This is a genomic window from Sulfurimonas sp. (assembly GCF_019429335.1).
Lineage (GTDB): Bacteria > Campylobacterota > Campylobacteria > Campylobacterales > Sulfurimonadaceae > Sulfurimonas.
This window is the reverse complement of the sequence record NZ_JAHYJB010000037.1, coordinates 1-17929: the sequence shown is the minus strand read 5'-3', so window position 1 is coordinate 17929 and position 17929 is coordinate 1. Positions and strand designations below refer to the sequence as shown.

General features: G+C 39.5%; 22 protein-coding genes. 11 read left to right on the top strand and 11 right to left on the bottom strand.

Annotated features, from left to right (window positions below):
* Positions 1 to 334 precede the first annotated feature (334 nt).
* The gene (locus K0A91_RS09855; RefSeq protein WP_295010019.1) at positions 335 to 1033 is read left to right on the top strand and encodes a Bax inhibitor-1/YccA family protein; all 699 of its coding nucleotides are present in this window, start codon (positions 335 to 337) and stop codon (positions 1031 to 1033) included.
* On the top strand, positions 1026 to 1424 hold the full coding sequence (locus K0A91_RS09850; protein WP_295010018.1) for a thiamine-phosphate pyrophosphorylase: 399 nt from the start codon (positions 1026 to 1028) through the stop codon (positions 1422 to 1424). The genes K0A91_RS09855 and K0A91_RS09850 overlap by 8 nt, the downstream gene beginning before the upstream one ends.
* On the opposite strand, the gene K0A91_RS09845 is transcribed toward K0A91_RS09850, so the two are convergent.
* The 6 genes from K0A91_RS09845 to soxC form a co-directional block, all read right to left on the bottom strand.
* Positions 1421 to 1897: a thioredoxin fold domain-containing protein gene (locus tag K0A91_RS09845; protein WP_295010017.1), complete on the bottom strand. Its 477-nt coding sequence runs from the start codon at positions 1895 to 1897 to the stop codon at positions 1421 to 1423. The genes K0A91_RS09850 and K0A91_RS09845 overlap by 4 nt on opposite strands.
* Positions 1898 to 1966: 69 nt before the next feature.
* Positions 1967 to 2983: an MBL fold metallo-hydrolase gene (locus K0A91_RS09840; protein WP_295010016.1), complete on the bottom strand. Its 1017-nt coding sequence runs from the start codon at positions 2981 to 2983 to the stop codon at positions 1967 to 1969.
* 116 nt (positions 2984 to 3099) lie between these two features.
* Positions 3100 to 3399, bottom strand: coding sequence for a thiosulfate oxidation carrier complex protein SoxZ (gene soxZ / locus K0A91_RS09835; RefSeq protein WP_295010015.1), 300 nt, complete (start codon positions 3397 to 3399; stop codon positions 3100 to 3102).
* A gap of 57 nt (positions 3400 to 3456) precedes the next feature.
* Positions 3457 to 3909, bottom strand: a complete 453-nt coding sequence (locus K0A91_RS09830) for a thiosulfate oxidation carrier protein SoxY (protein ID WP_295010014.1) — start codon at positions 3907 to 3909, stop codon at positions 3457 to 3459.
* 41 nt (positions 3910 to 3950) lie between these two features.
* Positions 3951 to 5102 carry a c-type cytochrome gene (locus K0A91_RS09825; RefSeq protein ID WP_295010013.1) on the bottom strand — a complete coding sequence of 384 codons (1152 nt, stop codon included), beginning with the start codon at positions 5100 to 5102 and terminating at the stop codon, positions 3951 to 3953.
* Positions 5103 to 5116: 14 nt separating this feature from the next.
* Positions 5117 to 6451 carry a sulfite dehydrogenase gene (gene soxC, locus K0A91_RS09820; RefSeq protein ID WP_295010012.1) on the bottom strand — a complete coding sequence of 445 codons (1335 nt, stop codon included), beginning with the start codon at positions 6449 to 6451 and terminating at the stop codon, positions 5117 to 5119.
* 283 nt (positions 6452 to 6734) lie between these two features.
* Here soxC and K0A91_RS09815 point away from each other — a divergent pair, with 283 nt between their 5' ends.
* Complete coding sequence (locus K0A91_RS09815; RefSeq protein WP_295010011.1) at positions 6735 to 7181, top strand: MOSC domain-containing protein; 447 nt, start codon at positions 6735 to 6737, stop codon at positions 7179 to 7181.
* Here the strand turns inward: K0A91_RS09815 and K0A91_RS09810 are convergent.
* The 4 genes from K0A91_RS09810 to K0A91_RS09795 all read right to left on the bottom strand — a co-directional run bounded on the left by K0A91_RS09810 (position 7163) and on the right by K0A91_RS09795 (position 10420).
* A complete protein-coding gene (locus K0A91_RS09810; protein WP_295010010.1) occupies positions 7163 to 7855 on the bottom strand; it encodes a methyltransferase domain-containing protein in 693 nt (230 codons plus the stop codon). The two genes, K0A91_RS09815 and K0A91_RS09810, sit on opposite strands and share 19 nt — an antisense overlap.
* Positions 7852 to 8649 carry a metal ABC transporter permease gene (locus tag K0A91_RS09805; protein WP_295010009.1) on the bottom strand — a complete coding sequence of 266 codons (798 nt, stop codon included), beginning with the start codon at positions 8647 to 8649 and terminating at the stop codon, positions 7852 to 7854. Before K0A91_RS09805 ends, K0A91_RS09810 begins: the two co-directional genes overlap by 4 nt.
* 89 nt (positions 8650 to 8738) lie before the next feature.
* The gene (locus K0A91_RS09800; RefSeq protein WP_295010008.1) at positions 8739 to 9509 is read right to left on the bottom strand and encodes a metal ABC transporter ATP-binding protein; all 771 of its coding nucleotides are present in this window, start codon (positions 9507 to 9509) and stop codon (positions 8739 to 8741) included.
* Positions 9500 to 10420 (bottom strand): metal ABC transporter substrate-binding protein, encoded by a 921-nt coding sequence (locus tag K0A91_RS09795; RefSeq protein ID WP_295010007.1) that lies wholly within the window; start codon positions 10418 to 10420, stop codon positions 9500 to 9502. Before K0A91_RS09795 ends, K0A91_RS09800 begins: the two co-directional genes overlap by 10 nt.
* A 95-nt stretch (positions 10421 to 10515) precedes the next feature.
* Here K0A91_RS09795 and secG point away from each other — a divergent pair, with 95 nt between their 5' ends.
* The 8 genes from secG to murU all read left to right on the top strand — a co-directional run bounded on the left by secG (position 10516) and on the right by murU (position 17520).
* Complete coding sequence (secG, locus tag K0A91_RS09790) at positions 10516 to 10866, top strand: preprotein translocase subunit SecG (protein WP_295010006.1); 351 nt, start codon at positions 10516 to 10518, stop codon at positions 10864 to 10866.
* A 98-nt stretch (positions 10867 to 10964) separates the two neighbouring features.
* Entirely contained in the window at positions 10965 to 11522 is a 558-nt protein-coding gene (gene frr / locus K0A91_RS09785; RefSeq protein WP_295010005.1) for a ribosome recycling factor, read from the top strand.
* Positions 11523 to 11526: 4 nt separating this feature from the next.
* A complete protein-coding gene (gene pyrE / locus K0A91_RS09780) occupies positions 11527 to 12135 on the top strand; it encodes an orotate phosphoribosyltransferase (protein ID WP_295010004.1) in 609 nt (202 codons plus the stop codon).
* Positions 12136 to 12221: 86 nt separating this feature from the next.
* Positions 12222 to 13328, top strand: coding sequence for a glycoside hydrolase family 3 N-terminal domain-containing protein (locus K0A91_RS09775; protein WP_295010003.1), 1107 nt, complete (start codon positions 12222 to 12224; stop codon positions 13326 to 13328).
* The gene (locus K0A91_RS09770; protein WP_295010002.1) at positions 13328 to 14812 is read left to right on the top strand and encodes a sodium:solute symporter; all 1485 of its coding nucleotides are present in this window, start codon (positions 13328 to 13330) and stop codon (positions 14810 to 14812) included. Before K0A91_RS09775 ends, K0A91_RS09770 begins: the two co-directional genes overlap by 1 nt.
* 11 nt (positions 14813 to 14823) lie before the next feature.
* Positions 14824 to 15930 (top strand): anhydro-N-acetylmuramic acid kinase, encoded by a 1107-nt coding sequence (locus K0A91_RS09765; RefSeq protein ID WP_295010001.1) that lies wholly within the window; start codon positions 14824 to 14826, stop codon positions 15928 to 15930.
* The gene (locus K0A91_RS09760; RefSeq protein WP_295010000.1) at positions 15923 to 16861 is read left to right on the top strand and encodes a phosphotransferase; all 939 of its coding nucleotides are present in this window, start codon (positions 15923 to 15925) and stop codon (positions 16859 to 16861) included. The genes K0A91_RS09765 and K0A91_RS09760 overlap by 8 nt, the downstream gene beginning before the upstream one ends.
* Positions 16858 to 17520 carry an N-acetylmuramate alpha-1-phosphate uridylyltransferase MurU gene (gene murU, locus K0A91_RS09755; protein WP_295009999.1) on the top strand — a complete coding sequence of 221 codons (663 nt, stop codon included), beginning with the start codon at positions 16858 to 16860 and terminating at the stop codon, positions 17518 to 17520. Before K0A91_RS09760 ends, murU begins: the two co-directional genes overlap by 4 nt.
* On the opposite strand, the gene K0A91_RS09750 is transcribed toward murU, so the two are convergent.
* Positions 17507 to 17650, bottom strand: coding sequence for a hypothetical protein (locus K0A91_RS09750; RefSeq protein WP_295009998.1), 144 nt, complete (start codon positions 17648 to 17650; stop codon positions 17507 to 17509). The two genes, murU and K0A91_RS09750, sit on opposite strands and share 14 nt — an antisense overlap.
* Positions 17651 to 17929: the final 279 nt, after the last annotated feature.

The following is a 17929-nucleotide window of genomic DNA, read 5'->3' as shown; positions in this document are numbered from 1 at the left end:
CTTATTAATGACCATCTAACTATTTCTAGTTATTAAAGTCTATTTACTTGCTTAGTTTTCAATGATCTCAAACCTAGATTTTTAAACCTAAACTTTAGGTATCTGTGTTTGTGGAGGGGAATTATAGACAAATCAATATTATAAGTCAATAGTTTTGCCGACGAATTTTAAAAGTTTTCATCAACTGTTAAGCAATTGAATTTTTTTAATTTTTTTTTGTTAATACATGGATGCATATACTATGGTGTTGCTATTTATTAACTCTTTATATATAGAATTCCTAAATATACAAATATGTAACTTATTTTGTATTACATATATATAAGGAAGAAATATGGGACTTTATAATCGTGACTATGCAAGAGAAAGCGGATCTGCTTACAGCACAAATGCTAGAAGTGATACACAAATCGTATCTTTTGTAAAAGAGACGTACAAACTTTTTGCCGCTTCGATGATGGCTGGTGCCGTTGGTGCTTATGTTGGTGTACCTATGGCTGGAACTATTGCAGCTAATTTTTTCCCTCTGCTCATTTTAGAGATTGGACTTTTAATTGGACTGCACTTTGTAAAACATAAAGCTGGTATAAACTTAGCAGTTATGTTTGGATTTGTTTTTATGACTGGGTTGATGCTCTCGCCTCTGCTTTCTCACACATTAGGAATGAATGGCGGCGGTACAATAGTGGGGAATGCCTTTGCTATGACATCTCTAATATTCGGCGCAATGAGCTTTTATGCAATTAAAACAACAAAGGATTTTTCAGGATATGGAAAACCGCTAATGGTTGCTCTTGTTGTAATCCTTGGGTTTTCAATAGTAAACATATTTATGGGAAGTCCGCTTATGGCTATTCTTATATCTGCAGGTGCTGTTGTTCTTTTTAGTATTTTAGTGACTTATGACACTCAAAATATTATCAAAGGCGCATATGAGACTCCGATTGACGGCGCAATTGCACTTTATCTAGACTTTTTAAACATCTTTACATCCCTTTTACACCTATTTGGTATATTTGGAAAAGATGAGTAATGAGCTTTCACCCGAACTTTATCGGGTGATTGATGCAAACCTAAACCGCCTCAAAGAAGGTATCAGAGTTGTTGAAGATATCATGCGATATAAACACAACAACAAAGAACTCTCACACAAACTAAAGCATCTTCGACATAAAGCAAACACCAAAGACAGCATAGAGCTTTTAAAATATCGTGACAGCATTAATGATGTTCTTCGCGAAAGTATTGAGAGTGAGATGAACCGCACTGATTTATCTTCTATTATTATTGCCAACTTTAAGAGAGCGCAAGAGTCCGCTAGAGTCTTGGAGGAGTTGTATAAACTAAATAGCGCTGAGAATAGTGAGAATTTTAAGCATATCAGATACGAACTCTACTCACTAGAAAAAGATATATTATCCTAATCGTTAAAGTCTTTCTCATTAATAAAAGATTCTAAATCCATACTTTTATATGATTTTGTGCTTACGTATTCAATAATAGTTGAAAATTTATCTTTGTCTCTATAGCCTACAAGATGATATTTCTGTTCGTTATCACAACCTAAAAATATAGCCGATGGATATAGATTAATACCTAAGCTCTTCGCAAATCCATGAACACTGCCTTTAAACGTTTTATGTATAACTTCATCTTTTGAGTTGATGTTCATACCAACATATAAAAAATCTCTATCGATACGCCTTCTAATATCTGCATCTTCTATGGATGTTTTAATCATCTCTTTGCATGCACCGCATCTTGTCATATTAAAAAATAGCAAAACCTGCTTATTCTCTTTTTTTGCCTGAGAGACAATATTATCAATATTGATTGGTTCGGCATAAATTGTTACATGTAAAAAAAGGGCTAAAATTAATATTTTAATGAGGTTCATGTTGGGTTTCTTTTGTTGCTGAGGGGAAAGTGATTTGGCATAAGCCAAACCACGGATATTCTTCTCTATTTAAAGACCCATATCATACTCTTGATATGCTCTTGAAACGTTAGATGCGTTTAATAAGTCATACAGAGCTTTGTCTTTAAACTCTTCGAGAGGCACCTGTTCAACGATTTCAGTACTATCAACACCTTCGTCTATAGCTGCTAAGATTCTCTCTTTTGTTAGAGTAAAGTACTGCATAGACTCATCAGTTGCAGTTTTATCTATGATAAATCCATGCCCAGGAATCAGCGTGTTCCACTCTTTTGAGTTCATGTTCTCTATTGCAGCAAGCTGTCCTTCAACTGAACCGTCTCTGTTTGATGTAACTCTTCCATTCATAACCAAGTCACCTGCAAGAATAAGCTTATTTTCAGGCATATAAAGGAAATAGTCCTCTACAGAGTGGCCGTTACCTACCGGCACATACTCAAAATTAACACCATCAATAGTAAACTTTATAGGCTCTTTCTCTTCATACCACTTATCAACAGCAACAATCTCTGTTCCTCTGATAGCATTTTCAGATAAAGTAACAAACATTCTGCTTGTTCTCTCACCTGGCTTATAGTTTTTATTTACAGATTCGGGACCTACGATTTCTGAATTATGAACTTCTTTGTAGTAGTTGTTTCCTAGCCAGTGATCATCATGCTCATGGCTTAAGATTATTGTAGTAACAGGAAGTTTACCTGCAATCTTACTCATTACCTCATAAGCTTGTTTTGCATAAATATATGTCGGGCCGGTATCCCAAAGAGCATAACCAGTATTTGTTTTAATATAGCAAGTATTTACCATATTTCCGCCGTTCTTTTTTGTAGGAATTTCCAGTGCTCCAAAGAAACACCATACATTCCCGCTAACTTGCTTTGGCTCTAGGTTATACTGATACTCATCACTCGCAATAACAACGTCTTTTGCCTGAGCACCTGTTTTTGTACCAGCATCAAAATTTGCAGTATCTGAAGAACATACACTCATAACCGGCAGCAAGGCAATAGCATAAACTGCCAGCGGCTTAATCATCTTTTTTATCATAAGATTTCCTTATTTTAATTTGTATTCGCAAGAATATAGCTCGTCTGTTTTTTTAACAAACCAGATATACTCTTCCAAAATAAGTTGCAGATGGTAGTGCCCCCAAAGGGGAAACACTATTTTATAACTACTTTATCGCTCTCTGTTTCGCCTTTGTTATCAATAGTTTCAATAACAATTTCATCACCCACTTTAGCACCTTTAAAGTTAAACATAAAGTAAGGGTCTTTTGAAAGGAATGGTCCCGTTGAAGCTTCCCATACAACTTTTGTGCCTACTTTAGCAGTAACGTGAGTAATATAGCTTACTTCAACTTTTTTTAACTCAGCCTCTTCTTTGCCAACCATCGGGCTAGAAAGTAAAAGTTTAACTTCAGTAACATCTTTTTTAATTTTTGCTTTGATTTTCATACTCATGATAATAATCCTTTTTTTTATTTATTTTTATTTATATAGAAAGTTTGTGGGGTTAAATCAACCTCCACAACCACCGATAGAAACTTCTACTTTTTGTACAGCTGAGTACAATTTGCCATCTCTGCCTTTTGCAACGATTGTCACATTTGCAGTTTTTCTCATTTTTATTTTAGTTTGAAGGTCTACAACACCGCCCTCACCTAATTCAAATACTACAACAGCACTTCTTGGATTAGCATCTTGGAACAGTGCGATTACTTCAAGGTCTAGCTTAGATTTGATACCGATTGGCACAGCGCCACCGTTTTCAGCTAATTTAGGAGCTTTAATTTCAATCTGACCATCAACCATAGCAACTGAACCAAACATTGACTCGATTGCCTCTTTGCTTGTTGGAGCATCCCATGCTTTTGGAGCAGTTGCTCTAAAATCTGTAGCACTCAGTCCAGCAGGTATTACAGTTGCAGCAGCAGCTACTGCGCCTAAACTTAAAAATTTTCTTCTTTTCATTTTATTTCCTTTATATTAGTGTTAAGTAGCTCTAATAAGTCTTACTTGCTAGATTCTACCATAAATTTCACAATCTCTTTGACTTGATCGTCACTTAAGTCCATAGCGCCACCCTTTGGAGGCATGTTGCCAAGACCATTAATAGCATGACTATTTACTTTATCCAAGCCCTGCTCCATTATTGTTTCCCAAGCACCTCTGTCTCCAACCGCAGGAGCACCCATTGCATCAGTCTTATGACAAACAGCACATGATTTCTCATACAGTTTTTGAGCCTCTGAAACAGCTCCGCCTTTAGACGGATCTACTTTTGGAAGATTTCTAACGGTTGAGTAAGCCGGAACAACGCCAGTAATCTCATTCCCAATTCTTGCCACAGACTCTTTGCCACAGTTTGTCATACAACGGGTTCCAACTGCACCAAAGTTTTTAGGCTCAGCAAAGAAAGCTCTTACGTTTTCAACGCCGTTTGGTCCATCTATATCAGGATAGAAGCCGTTACGATTTGGCATAACGATTTTCTTAAAATTGTCCTGATTTAACTCTTCAATATCTTGACCTTCAATCTGCACACCGTTCTCTTTTAATAAATAAGCGGTCACAGCATACATCTCATTTGGTGAGTAGCTCTTTGGATTTGCGTATGGCATTGCATCGCGGATATACCAAATAAGCGTACTTGCCTGCGGCCAGTACGAACCGATTGTTCTATTTGGAGCATCTTTACCAGGACATGTTCTTTGGTTTGTCAGTGAAGCTAGTGAACCGCCAGTTAATGTCGGATATCCTTTACCGCCTGCACCAAACTCGCCGTGACAAACAGCACAGTCTCTATCATAAAGCTCTTCACCATCATCAACAGTACCGCTGCCTTCTGGCAAACCTGTACCGTCTGGCATAATATCCGTATCCCAAGCTTTTAGCTCGTTTGGAGTAGGAGCTCTACCAAAATTAACACCTGCTGTTGATTGCTCATTAAGAGCATATGCAGTATACATACCGTTTGCTCTCTTATATGTAACACCGCCGTCCAAAGCATCTTTAGTCGGGTTGTACATACCGTTTGCAGCAGTTTGAACCTTTGCAGAATTAATAGCTTCGGCACTTGAACCTAAACAGCCAGTAAAAAATAGGGCACTGCTTGCAACAACAGAAACACCTAAAATAATTAGTTTATTACTTAATTTTATCATAATCTGCTCCCCGTTTACTTTGGACAGTTGTCTGTTCTAACTTGAACATTGTGAACTGAACCATCTTCTTTGACTTCCCAAGTACAAATTGAGTTTCTATGATAAACACCTTCCACACCGATAATCGCCTTTTCCTCTGTTACTGACGGCTGAACAAATCCAGCATCATCAATCGCACGAGATTGAATCAACAACGGCTTGCCTTCGTATTTGTACATGTACGAGAATCTTGTCCATGACTTAGGAAGAACCAGACCTTTTAATTTTGCTTCAACATAGTTGTCTCCGCCATCAAAAGATATATCTACAGCCGAAATAGTTCCGTGACCGCTCCATGCGATACCTTCAACCTCTACCAAGTCGCCTTTTTTAAGGTCTGTCCACGGTTTCTCAGGACATGGAGTTGTAATTATTGAGTTAACTTCTAACGGATAGAAATGCTGAATAGCCTTACCATCTGCAGTTAATACTGTATATTTAGAGGTCTCTTCTTTACAATACCACGGCTCTGCACCGAACTCTAAACGTTTAAGCCATTTAACACACAAGTTCGCTTCCCAGCCCGGTAGCATCAAACGAACAGGATATCCTTGCTCAGGTCTGATTGCCTCACCGTTTTGTGCCCAGACAATCATTGCGTCATCTAAAACTTTTTCAACAGGAACCGTTCTGCTCATCTCTGAACCGTCAGATCCCTCTGCCAACATCCATTTTGCAGTCGGCTTTAAGCCGATTTCATCAAGGATAGTTTTTAGACGAACACCTGTCCACTCCGCATTGCTCATCATACCTTTTACGAATTGTAAAGAGTTAAACTGAGGACCTTTCCACTCAGCAGCACCGTTTGCAGGGCACTCCATGAAAAGAATTCTGCTCTCTGCAGGATATTTTTTTAACTGCTCAAGAGTCAAAACAATTGGCTTTTCAACAAGACCGTGAATCATAAGTCTAAACTTATTGGGATCTACGTGAGCAACACCATTGTGTGTTCTTGTAAAGTGCAGTCCGTTTGGAGTAATTATACCCTCCAGTTCATGCAGTGGTGTCATTGAAACAGCAGCATGCATATCACCGGCAGAAGAAAGAAGGCTTGAAGTTCTTCTTACTACATTGTGCTCATAAGCCGACGGAATACCGTATGGATATTTGTTAAGCTCATCGCCCAAGGTTGTTCCCCACTCAACATGGTGGATTATATTTTCATCGTCAGCCAAAAGCTTAACTGGCGCTAGAATACTGGCAGCTGCAATTGCGCTCACAGAATAAGCAGCAGTTCTCTTGAAGAAATCTCTTCTACTTGATCGCTCTGTTGTAGTAGTTTCTAAATTATTTTCAGAAATTTTACTCATTTATTATTTACCTCCTTCTCTTTGATTCCGTAGACTTCATAGTATGCATCGCACACATAGTACAAACTTTATATGCATAATATAAAATGCAATGCAAAGATTATATATGAAATTTAATTAAATTGTCAAGCAATTGTATCAAAAATGTGAGAAAATTATTACATTTTTATAATAATTCACACTTATGCTGTTTATAATAAATTTTTTATTACTGCTGCGAAAGCTATTTTTTATAACTAAAAATATGATAATATTTCACACAACAACAGGAGAAGGCACCATTATGTCAAGAAAAAGAGTCGGGGAGGTTTTAAAACTTTTCATCTCAAAATCAGCTGTTTCAGAGCGAATAGAAAAAGTGAAGATAGCACTGGATGAACTTGGCGTGGTTGAAGATAAGTTTTATAATAAAAATGTTCAGAGATCTGTTCTAATCGCCTCGATTGATAGTTACAATTTAATTAAAAATTACAATCTTGAGATGCCCTTTGGCTATCTAGGCGAAAATATTCTCCTTGACTATAACCCTTACGCCTTGGAAGTGGGCACAAAGCTAAAAATTGGGGGTGCTACGCTTGAAATTTCTCAACACTGCACTATCTGCAACCATCTCGCCGTTATAGATGTAAAAATTCCTACTCTTCTTAAAAACGACAGAGGAATTTTTGCCAAAATAATAAGTAAGGGAGAGATAAAAAACGGTGACGAGGTTTATATATTAGGACTATAGACAAAAGCCACCTCAAACTCCAGATAGTTTAGCGGGTAGTTGTTTAAAAGTTTTTTGCTCTCTTTGTAACTAAGTATTTTTCTCGAACCGCTGACACCGCTTCTCTTTATATACTTAAACATATCTCTGGTTGACTCAAACTCAAGTTTATAGTTTGCAACCTCTACTTCGGCACCAAAATATTTTTTTCCCAGCTCACAAACTTCATCCGCGTCTCTTAGTATAGAGCTGATTGCCGCCGTTTTGTTTATGGTTTTGAATGTGTTTGAGGTAAATATTGCCAAAGCAACAGGAGCGTTTAGCTCTCTGATTTTGCCAAATACCCTCTCCAAATCATCGGCCCACTGCAGAGCGGATGCAGAAAAAATAGAATCATATAGATGTGTAAGCAGTTTCTCAAAGGGTTTGTCGTCATTAAAATCTCCATAGAGAAGCTCTATCTTTGGAGATTTTGGGTGCAACTCAAGCATACCCTGCGCAAAATCGACACCGTAAAATGAGTTATACTCCCAGTCAATTGCCTTGCAAAGAGCTCCGCTGCCGCATCCTATATCTAAGATATTTTTAGGCTTTTGCTTTACATGTTCAAGAAGTTTTTCTATAACCATATTTTGTATGATGTTGTAACTCTCATACTCCAGTGCGCGCTTGGAGAACTCGGAACTTACTCTCATCTTCTGTTGGCAACCAGAGATACTGTAAATAAAAACAGGACGCAAAGAACTATTGTAGCACCGGATGGAAGTGAAAAATAGAAGGAGAGCGTCATGCCGGCAACTACGCTAAAAAGTGCAAAAACAAGAGAGATGATGACGGTTTTAAAAAATCCGACCCTAAACTGAAGCGCGGCGATTGTCGGGATAATCATAAGAGCGCCGATGAGAAGACTTCCGACTACTCTGATTGAAAGAGCAATAATAACAGCTACAACGCTGACAAGCAAAAAGTTTAAAAGATTTACTTTAATACCGCTAGTTTTTGCCACCTCTTCATCGTAAGCGATAAAATAGAACTCTTTTGAGAAGAGTAGCAGCGCACCCAAAGAGATACTTCCAAAAATTGCGATGGTTGCAACATCTTCACTGCTTACGGAGAGTATCGAACCAAATAAATATGAAAAAAGTGAGTTGTTAAAAGCTCCTCCAAGAGAAACGATAATCACGGCAACAGCAAGAGAACCTGAGAGTAAAATGGCAAGAACCGCATCGCTGTAAAGCGTAAAGGCGGTTCTTAGATATTCAATCAGCCAAGCCGAGATAATTGCAAACACAACTGCCATCCAAAGAGGATTAAATCCTGCGACAAGACCGACCGCAACACCCACCAAAGCTGAATGAGCAAGCGTTTCGCTTATCATTGAGTAGCGTCTTAGAACTACAAAAGTTCCGCTAACCGAAGCCAAGATGGCAATTATTATCCCTGCCACAAAAGCTCTCTGCATAAAATCATAGGAGAGCATTTCAGTCATTATATTCCTTCCATTTTTTATTAATGCTATGTTGCTCTACATAAAAAGTACATCTAGTACTTTTTATTTGAGATATCATCTCTAACATGTCAGTGCTCGTGCTTGTGAACATGTAAAAGATGGGCCTCTATTCCGTAGAGCTCGCTCATCTCTTCACAGCTTAGTGCTTGTTTTGGGTTGTTGCAGACTACAGCTTTTTGATTTATGGTAAATAACCTTGCGATATCATCAGCTATTACGCCTATGTCATGTGTTATAAATACGATGGTAATGCCCTCTTTTTTATTCAGCTCTCTAAGAAGCGCGTAGAAATTTTTTTGCGATAGAGCGTCCACGCCGGTATTTGGCTCATCCAGAATCAATATCTCAGGCTTTGACGCCAGTGCACGGGCAATCATAACTCTTTGTCTCTGCCCGCCAGAGAGCGTTCCAATCATCTTGTCTTTTAAATCGAGTATATCCATCTTGAGCATTGCATCGCGTACAAGCTGATTATCCAACTCGCTAAAAGCCCCAAATATACTTCTTTGTGATGTTCTGCCCATTTTTACGATATCTAAAACCGTAGCAGGGAATGAAGCATCTACATGTGAAGCGCGCTGCCCAACATAGCCTATTTTATACCACTCCTTAAAGTTTGAGAGCTTTTTTCCGTATATTTTAACTTCGCCGCTTGTCGGTTTTTCAAGCCCCAAAAGCATACGGATAAGGGTTGTTTTTCCTCCTCCGTTTGGACCTATGATAGCAATATATTCGGAGCGAAAAATCTCCAAAGAGATATTTGATAAAATTGTTTGACCCTTAACAACAAAGCTCAAGTTTTTAATATCAAAAATGGGAACGATAAATTTCATCGGCATATAAGAGCTTTGGATATTTTTTGCAGATTTCGTCTCATAATCTCTTCATAGCCGAGATGCTGTTTTGCTTCATCAGCCGTGATGTTTCCCAGTGGCTGCAACACGTCAACTTCCGTATTTGCCTCTTTTGCTATGCTCTTGATTGCTTTATCGCTGACAAAACTCTCAAAAAAGATAACTCCCACTTTATGCTCTCTTACATGTTCAATCAGCTTTATCATATTTTTCCCGCTAGGCTCAGCCTCGGGAGAGAGTCCGCTGAGAGCTTCAACCTTAAAGCCGTATCTATGGGAGAGATAAGAAAATGCATTGTGGTTTACAATGATTGTATCGAGCTTGCAAGAAGATAATTTTTCGCTGTAACTTTTATCTAGATTTTTCAACATGTAGATATATTTGTCTCTGTTTTTTATGTAAATATCTCTCTTTTTTGGAAACATCGCAATCAACTCGCCTGCGATATATTGGGCTGCCAATATCATATTTTGCGGGTCTTGCCAGTAGTGAGGATCAACGCTGCCGTGAGTGTGATGAGCATCTTCGTCACTACATTGGTGCCCACTCTCACCAACCTCTCTTAATTTAACATGTTGACTTATATTTAGCGCTCTGTTTTTAAACTCAAACCCATCTATCCAAGGCTCCAAACCGGCACCGTTGTAAAGAACCAGAGTGCTTCTTGATATCTTTATCATATCTCTTGGCGATGGCTCGTAACTGTGGGTATCTACGCCAAACGGAAGAATCATAAAGACTTCGGCTGTATCGGATACGATGTTTTTTGCTATGTCATATAGAGAAAATGTGCTTGCGGCAATAGTAGGTTTTTTGCTTAACTCTTTTGCATTTAATGGAATAAAAGATAAAAAAACCAAAAGCAAGAGAGTAAAATTTTTATTTTTAAAATTCATAAATATCCCCAAAAATTTTTAAAATTATAGCTTATTTTGCAACAATTAGTTTTTTTAGGTATAATTCGCCACTTTTAAGACTCAGGATATATATAATGACAACTAGTTTTCTGCTTATTGTTCAAATAATTTTGGTAGTAATGCTTGTAATAGCGGTACTTCTTCAAAAAAGCTCAAGCATCGGTCTAGGCGCGTACAGCGGCTCTAACGAGTCTGTTTTTGGGGCAAAAGGACCTGGTAGCTTTTTGGCAAAAACAACATTTATCATAGGATTTCTCTTCGTTGCCAACACGATAACTTTAGGTTACATGTACGCATCGGCTTCGGCTGAATCTGTTGTTGATAATATGGTTGAAACAACCCATGTTGTAGCTCCATCTACAGCTCAATCCTCAACTACTAACATCGAAATCGCACCGACGGATAGCAATTCTACAGCAAAATAGCAGCTGCAATTTTTTTGCAGCCACTGCCTCCTAAATTCTTTTTTTAAATATTTCTCGCTACAATTACGCAATTATTTTTCATATTACAAAGGAACAACATGCTAAACGAACTATTCAACGAGTGTGAAACAAAAATGAGAGCAAGTGTTAACCACATGCTAAGAGATTTTAAAACACTTAGAACAGGAAAGGTGACGACATCTGTTTTGGATAATGTTAAAATTGACTATTATGGAACGATGACTGCACTTGATCAGGTTGGTTCTATAATAGCAACAGATGCAACGACAATTGTTGTAAATCCTTGGGAAAAAAATCTCCTAAACTTAATAGAGAGCGCAATATCAAAAGCAAATGTAGGCGCAAATCCAAACAATGACGGCGTGCAAATCAAGCTCTTCTTCCCTGCTATGACGGTTGAGCAGAGACAAGAGTCTGTTAAGCAGATGAAGGTTATGGGAGAACATGCGAAAGTCGCTATCAGAAACGACAGAAAAAACGCAAACGACAAAGTTAAAAAGTTTGAAAAAGATAAAGAGATAACAGTAGATGAATCAAAATCTGCACAAGAGAATATCCAAAAAATAACTGACAAGTTTATTGCGGAAGTAGACAACATCATTAAAGCAAAAGAAGCAGAAATACTAAAGGTATAAACAGATGGATATCAAAAAAATATATATGGATTCAGACGCTCTTTTAGAGGGGCATTTTAAACTAAGTAGCGGAAATCACTCAAAGTATTATCTGCAGTCTGCTAAGGTTTTAGAGGATCCAAAAACAGCAAAACTTCTAGCTGATGCGCTTGCAAAGCAGATTAAAGAGAGCGGCCTGCAAGTTGACACTGTCTGTGCGCCTGCTCTTGGAGGGTTGATTGCAGGATTTGCTTTGGCAACGGCTCTTGATGTCCGCTCAATTTTTGCCGAGAGAGTAAATGGCGAGATGAGTATCCGCCGCGGTTTTGAGGTGAAAGAGGGTGAGAGAGTTTTGATGTGCGAAGATATCATCACAACGGGCGGCTCCGCCATGGAAGCAGCAGCCGTTGTAAAGAGTCTCGGCGGAGAGATAGTCGGCGTTGCCGCTTTAGCAAACCGCGGTTTTTGCAGACGCCAATATAGCGAGATTGCTACAAAGCCAAACTGCAAGCTTCCGCAAGATATTCCGTTTTTTGCTCTTGAAGATTTCACTTTTGAGATGTATGCACAGGATGAGTGCCCGATGTGTAAAAGCGGAAGCGAAGCTATAAAACCCGGCTCCAGAGGAAATTAGCTGATGCTATGCACTGTAAATGGCAAAGCCCATTACAGTGGTATGGACACTAGTTTTCCCACAGCCCCCAAAGCTATGTTGCTAAAATGAAGAGATTTTTTGCACTGTTTATTAGCACTATAGTAACTCTTAGTGCAACACAATTCCAAAATCTTCCAGATAACGAGAGCCTTAAAAAAATGGTCGGCAGGATGCTTCTTGTCGGCTTTGACAACGAAGAGATTAATGAAAACAGCACAATTGCAAGAGATATAAAAAACTATGAACTCGGCGGCGTAATCCTCTTTGACCGCTTCTACAATGACAGAAACAGAACAAAAAATATCAGCTCGCCAATGCAACTCCAACTCTTAACTTCAAAACTAAAATCCATCTCAACCAAACCTCTTCTTATAGCAGTTGACCAAGAGGGCGGGAAAGTAGCAAGACTCAAACCAAAGTACGGATTTGAAGCGACACCTTCGGCAAAGACGGTCTCTGAGCTTGATGAGTACATGACTACACATATCTACAACTCTTTGGCAAAAACACTCAGACATGGCGGCATCAACTGCAACTTCGCACCGGTTGTAGATTTGGAACTGAACCCAGACAACATGGTAATATCAGGACTTCGCCGCTCTTACTCAAGCGAGCCAAAAGAGGTTGTAAAATATGCAAAAATATTTATGAACTCGCTGAAAAATGAGCGTATTATCAGCGTATTAAAGCACTTTCCGGGGCACGGCTCATCACTTGATGATTCGCACGAAGGTTTTGTAGATATCAGCAAAACATGGAGCAGCGTTGAGCTTGAACCATACATAGAGCTTATAAAATCAGGCGAAGCTGCAATGATAATGAGTGCGCATGTCTTTAACTCAAAACTTGATGAGAAATATCCTGCAACACTCTCACACAACGTAAATACAAAACTATTAAGAGATGAGCTGGGTTTTAAGGGTGTTTTAGTGAGTGATGATTTACAGATGGGAGCAATCTCAAAACACTACTCCTTGGAGGAGATTGTAACGCTTGGAATAAACTCAGGAATCGACATGTTACTTTTTGGAAATCAGCTCTCATCTCAAGATACAGGCGAACTTGTAGAGGTAATTGTATCCAAAATCAAAAGCGGCGCCATACCTCTTGAGAGAATTTTAGAGTCAAACAAGAGAATTGAGCAGCTTCATAAAAAAAATGAGCGCCGGTAATGCAGAGCGCATTTTCATCTCTTGACTGGGCGGTATTTCTCTCATACTTTTTAATTCTTGGCACAACTTCAATAATTCTAAGCCGCTCAAAGATAAACACCTCAAGAGAGTACTTTCTCTCGCCAACCGCAGTGCCCATGTTTGCCGTTGCGGTCTCAGTCCTTGCCACTTCGCAGTCTGCCGCTACATTTTTGGGTGTTCCTGAACTCTCATACGGCAGCGACTTTACATTTATAGGATTCTACTTCTCCTCCCTTATCGCGGTCATCTTTATCTCCTATGTCCTTATCCCGAAGTATTATGAGATGAGAGCAGTAACGGTCTATGAACTTTTAGAGTCAAGATATGGAGAGAGTGCAAAAAAACAAGCAGGAGTAATGTTTCTCATAGGGAGAGTTTTTGCCAGCGGCGCGAGGCTTTATATCGGCGCGCTTGCCATCTCCATGATTCTCTTTAGCGACATAATATTCACTCATGTTGCCGTCTCGATTCTGATTTTAATGTTCGGCGCGCTTGCCTATACCTACTTTGGCGGTGTCCGCTCGGTAATCCTAAGCGACATTATCCAAGCTCTGACATACATCGGAGCGGCGGTTGCCGTGCTTATATATCTCTACTATTCGCTCGAACATATCGAGATTTTTAAGACGCTAAGCGAGCACAACAAACTCAAATTTATAGACACCTCGTTTGATGGCAACTTCAACATTATCGGACTTCTAAGCGGATGGCTTTTGCTAAATATTGCGGCTTTCGGGCTTGATCAGGATATGACGCAGAGAGTTTTGGCATGCAGAGACAAAAACGAAGCGGCAAAATCGCTTATCATCTCCATTTTGCTCACCATTCCCGTAGTGCTTCTGTTTTTGAGCATCGGAGCGCTGCTTTACCTTTTTTACATGCAAAGCAGTGTAACACAGAGCTTTGATGGCGAAAAGATTACGATTTTTATGTACTACATACTAAACGAGATGCCTGATGGTCTAAGAGGTCTGGTCACTGTCGGAGCAATTGCGGCTGCACTCTCGAGTGCAAACTCAGTTTTAGGAGCCATGGCATCCGTTGCGGTTGAAGATTTATACAAACCTTGGAAGCTAAGAAAAGGCGAGACAGATGAGTACCACTTTGTAAAAGCTTCTAGATTTGCAGTGCTCTTTTTTGCCATCGTTTTATCCGCCATGGCTATACTCAGTTACTTCTGGCAGCGCTACAGCGACCTCTCTTTGATAAGTTTTGCTCTTGGTGTTATGTCCTTTGCATATACCGGTCTTTTGGGCGTTTTCTTCGCGGCAATATTTACATCCCGTGGCAACCAGACAACAGTTCCATTAGCGCTTATCGGCGGTTTCGTCGCTGTTTTAGCGCTTCAGCCCTACACTTTTGGAATAACTGTCGGTTTTTCGTGGCAGATGGTCATCGGCACATTGAGCGCATTTTTTATTATGCTTTTGGGAAATCCCAAAGCTACGATTAGAGCCAATTGATGGAGCAAAAAATGAGTGAATTTTACATCGGCGTAATGTCCGGAACAAGCCTTGACGGCATTGATATAGCCCTTTGCGAAATGAAAGATGAGAGTTTTGAGCTTATTCACTCAGCCGCATACCCTTTTGATGAAAAAATAAAAAAAGATATTTTAGCAGCAATAAACGGGACTACGACATTCCAAGAGATAGGCGAACTTGACACCCGTTTGGGCAAAATGTATGCCGCTTCTCTTATACACTTTATAGCCAGAAAAAAGATAGATAAAAATATCATCAAAGCCATAGGTCTGCATGGTCAGACGCTTTGGCACGAACCTGAGAGCGAACACCCTTTTTCGATGCAGCTTGGAAACGCAAACGTTATAACGGCACTAACAGGTGTTAGCGTTGTTAGTGATTTCAGGCAAAAAGATATAGCGCTCGGCGGTCAGGGCGCACCGTTTACTCCGGCATTCCACCACTTCTTATTCTCAAGACTTAAGGGAAATGTTACAGTGCTAAATATCGGCGGAATGGCAAATCTCAGCATACTTGGCGAGAGTGTCATCGGGTATGATACAGGATGCGGAAATGTCCTTATGGATTACTGGATTTCGCAAAACAACAGCCTCGCATGTGATGAAGAGGGTGCCTGGGCAAAATCTGGAACCCCAAGCAGCGAGCTCCTAAAAGAGATGCTGCGTGAACCATACTTTTCAAAAAAAGCTCCAAAAAGCACGGGACGAGAACTTTTCAATGCCAAGTGGCTTGAGAAAAAACTTGAAAATTTTGCTAAAAAAACCCAAAATACTCTCTATTTAAAGGCCAGAGACATCCAAGCGACCCTTCTGGAGCTTACCGTAAAAAGCATTGCCGACGAAGTTAAAAAAACTCCTACCAATCTGCTTATTGTTTGCGGCGGCGGAGTTAAAAACATCTATCTTATGGAGCGCCTGTGTGATGAACTGCAAAACGTCGAGGTTGTCTCAAGCGATGAGTGCGGCGTAAGCAGCGAGTTTATGGAGGCGATGGCTTTTGCATGGCTCGCACATGAGAGAATACACAAAAAATGTGTTAAAATTTCGTCCGTAACCGGAGCGTCAAAAGATTCTATTTTAGGTGCCATATATGAATAAAATAAAAGAGTGGTTAGGTAAGACCATTTTTAAAAATTATACGATTGAAACTGCTTTGGCTGATGCCAGCTTTAGAAAATATTACAGACTCCGTGACGGAGACAGAACGGCTCTTTTAATGGACTCTTCACTCGAGAAGAACTCGCTTGAATCGTTTATTGATGTGACAGCAAGGCTTAGGGATGCCGAAGTAGGCGCGCCAAAAATTTTTGAACAAAATCCAGATGATGGATATCTTATTTTGGAAGATTTTGGAACCACCAACTATCTCAATATACTAAACCAAAACAACTTCAAAGCCTTTTACACAAAAGCCATAAACACAATCCTAAAGATGCAAAAAGCAGATACAAAAGGTCTGCCTGTTTATGATAAAAAATTTCTACATGCAGAGATGGATCTGATGCTTGAGTGGTATCTAGAGAAAAAGCTTCATCTAAAGCTTGATGAGGCGCAAAAAGAGCTTATCACAAGCACGTTAAATGCGATTTCAGATGTAGTACTTGAACAGCCTCAGAATGTTTTTGTGCACCGCGATTTTCACTCAAGAAATATAATGCTAAAGAGTGACAACAAAATCGGCGTTATAGATTATCAGGATGCCATGAACGGCGCAATAACATATGATTTGGTCTCCCTACTAAAGGATTGCTACGTTGCGTATGAGAGAAAAGAGATAAAAAAATTGGCGTTAGAGTTTCGCGACAAAAAAGAGCTCAAAGTAAGCGATGAGACATTTTTGAGATGGTTTGACTTTATGGGGATGCAAAGACATATAAAGGTTCTTGGAGTATTCTCTCGTCTGCATATCCGCGACAAAAAAAACGGCTACCTCAAAGATATACCTCTTACCCTGAAATACGTAATTGATACGGCAGAGAGATACAATGAGACAAGAGAGTTTGCAGATTTTTTAAGCAGAGCAAAATGAAAGCGATGATACTTGCGGCCGGTCGCGGCGAGAGGATGCGTCCGCTCACCGACAAGACTCCAAAACCGCTACTGAAGATAAAAGGCAAGCCGCTTATAGTCTGGCACATTGAAAAGCTTGCATCTTTGGGTTTTAGCGAGATTGTTATCAACATCGCCCACTTGGGAAATCAGATAACAGAAGCGCTTGGAGACGGCTCAAAATGGGGAGTAAGCCTTATCTACTCCGACGAGCAGGAGTGCGGAGCACTGGAGAGTGCAGGCGGGATAATAAAAGCGCTTCCTCTGCTGGAAGATGAGACTTTTTTAGTAGTCAACAGCGATATCTGGTGCGATTATGAGTTTGAGAGCAGTTTTGATTTAAATGGTGATTTGGCACATCTTATTCTAGTTCCAAACCCAGAGCACAACCATGAAGGAGACTTTGCTCTTCATAAAAACAGAGTTGCGAGCGATGCAAAGAAGAAGTTTACCTTCTCAGGGATTGGATACTACTCTGCAGAATTCTTCAGGGGTTTGGAGTGCAAAAAAACCCCACTTGCGCCGCTGCTTCGCGAAGCTATTGAAAACAACCGCATAAGCGGAACTCTCCATGAGGGGAAATGGCGAGATATTGGGACTCCACAGAGACTAAAAGAGATAAACACTACTTCTGAATAAACTGTCCGCACCCTTTTACTTCCGTACCCTTAAATGTTTTACAGTCATTGTTTCCGTCTAAAAATGATTGGAATCTAGCGCAATTTTTGCTATTTATACATATTTTGTTGTCACATGCTTTGTCTACCATCTATCGCTCCATCTTTATCTGTTATATTTTTTTGTGATTATATCAAAATAGAGACTAATATAAAGAATTAATATAACTTGAAAAATTTTTTGTTATCATAGTAGCTTCTAACCGTAGGGGAAAACAGATGAAAAAACTACTATTGACCATGCTATTTGGCACCCTGCTTATGGGAAAATATGACAACTGTGAGTTTCAAAACAGAGATTATAAAGATGTCTGTGAACAAGTTGTAAAAAACGGCGTATCATATCTGTACGCAAACAAATTTCTACTCTC

What these genes read in the sequence shown, in the direction of transcription:
- K0A91_RS09855 (WP_295010019.1), top strand. Translation starts at nt 335, where the DNA reads ATGGGACTTTATAATCGTGACTATGCAAGAGAAAGCGGATCTGCTTAC.
- K0A91_RS09850 (WP_295010018.1), top strand. Translation starts at nt 1,026, where the DNA reads ATGAGTAATGAGCTTTCACCCGAACTTTATCGGGTGATTGATGCAAAC.
- K0A91_RS09845 (WP_295010017.1), bottom strand. Translation starts at nt 1,897, where the DNA reads ATGAACCTCATTAAAATATTAATTTTAGCCCTTTTTTTACATGTAACA.
- K0A91_RS09840 (WP_295010016.1), bottom strand. Translation starts at nt 2,983, where the DNA reads ATGATAAAAAAGATGATTAAGCCGCTGGCAGTTTATGCTATTGCCTTG.
- soxZ (WP_295010015.1), bottom strand. Translation starts at nt 3,399, where the DNA reads ATGAGTATGAAAATCAAAGCAAAAATTAAAAAAGATGTTACTGAAGTT.
- K0A91_RS09830 (WP_295010014.1), bottom strand. Translation starts at nt 3,909, where the DNA reads ATGAAAAGAAGAAAATTTTTAAGTTTAGGCGCAGTAGCTGCTGCTGCA.
- K0A91_RS09825 (WP_295010013.1), bottom strand. Translation starts at nt 5,102, where the DNA reads ATGATAAAATTAAGTAATAAACTAATTATTTTAGGTGTTTCTGTTGTT.
- soxC (WP_295010012.1), bottom strand. Translation starts at nt 6,451, where the DNA reads ATGAGTAAAATTTCTGAAAATAATTTAGAAACTACTACAACAGAGCGA.
- K0A91_RS09815 (WP_295010011.1), top strand. Translation starts at nt 6,735, where the DNA reads ATGTCAAGAAAAAGAGTCGGGGAGGTTTTAAAACTTTTCATCTCAAAA.
- K0A91_RS09810 (WP_295010010.1), bottom strand. Translation starts at nt 7,855, where the DNA reads ATGAGAGTAAGTTCCGAGTTCTCCAAGCGCGCACTGGAGTATGAGAGT.
- K0A91_RS09805 (WP_295010009.1), bottom strand. Translation starts at nt 8,649, where the DNA reads ATGACTGAAATGCTCTCCTATGATTTTATGCAGAGAGCTTTTGTGGCA.
- K0A91_RS09800 (WP_295010008.1), bottom strand. Translation starts at nt 9,509, where the DNA reads ATGCCGATGAAATTTATCGTTCCCATTTTTGATATTAAAAACTTGAGC.
- K0A91_RS09795 (WP_295010007.1), bottom strand. Translation starts at nt 10,420, where the DNA reads ATGAATTTTAAAAATAAAAATTTTACTCTCTTGCTTTTGGTTTTTTTA.
- secG (WP_295010006.1), top strand. Translation starts at nt 10,516, where the DNA reads ATGACAACTAGTTTTCTGCTTATTGTTCAAATAATTTTGGTAGTAATG.
- frr (WP_295010005.1), top strand. Translation starts at nt 10,965, where the DNA reads ATGCTAAACGAACTATTCAACGAGTGTGAAACAAAAATGAGAGCAAGT.
- pyrE (WP_295010004.1), top strand. Translation starts at nt 11,527, where the DNA reads ATGGATATCAAAAAAATATATATGGATTCAGACGCTCTTTTAGAGGGG.
- K0A91_RS09775 (WP_295010003.1), top strand. Translation starts at nt 12,222, where the DNA reads ATGAAGAGATTTTTTGCACTGTTTATTAGCACTATAGTAACTCTTAGT.
- K0A91_RS09770 (WP_295010002.1), top strand. Translation starts at nt 13,328, where the DNA reads ATGCAGAGCGCATTTTCATCTCTTGACTGGGCGGTATTTCTCTCATAC.
- K0A91_RS09765 (WP_295010001.1), top strand. Translation starts at nt 14,824, where the DNA reads ATGAGTGAATTTTACATCGGCGTAATGTCCGGAACAAGCCTTGACGGC.
- K0A91_RS09760 (WP_295010000.1), top strand. Translation starts at nt 15,923, where the DNA reads ATGAATAAAATAAAAGAGTGGTTAGGTAAGACCATTTTTAAAAATTAT.
- murU (WP_295009999.1), top strand. Translation starts at nt 16,858, where the DNA reads ATGAAAGCGATGATACTTGCGGCCGGTCGCGGCGAGAGGATGCGTCCG.
- K0A91_RS09750 (WP_295009998.1), bottom strand. Translation starts at nt 17,650, where the DNA reads ATGGTAGACAAAGCATGTGACAACAAAATATGTATAAATAGCAAAAAT.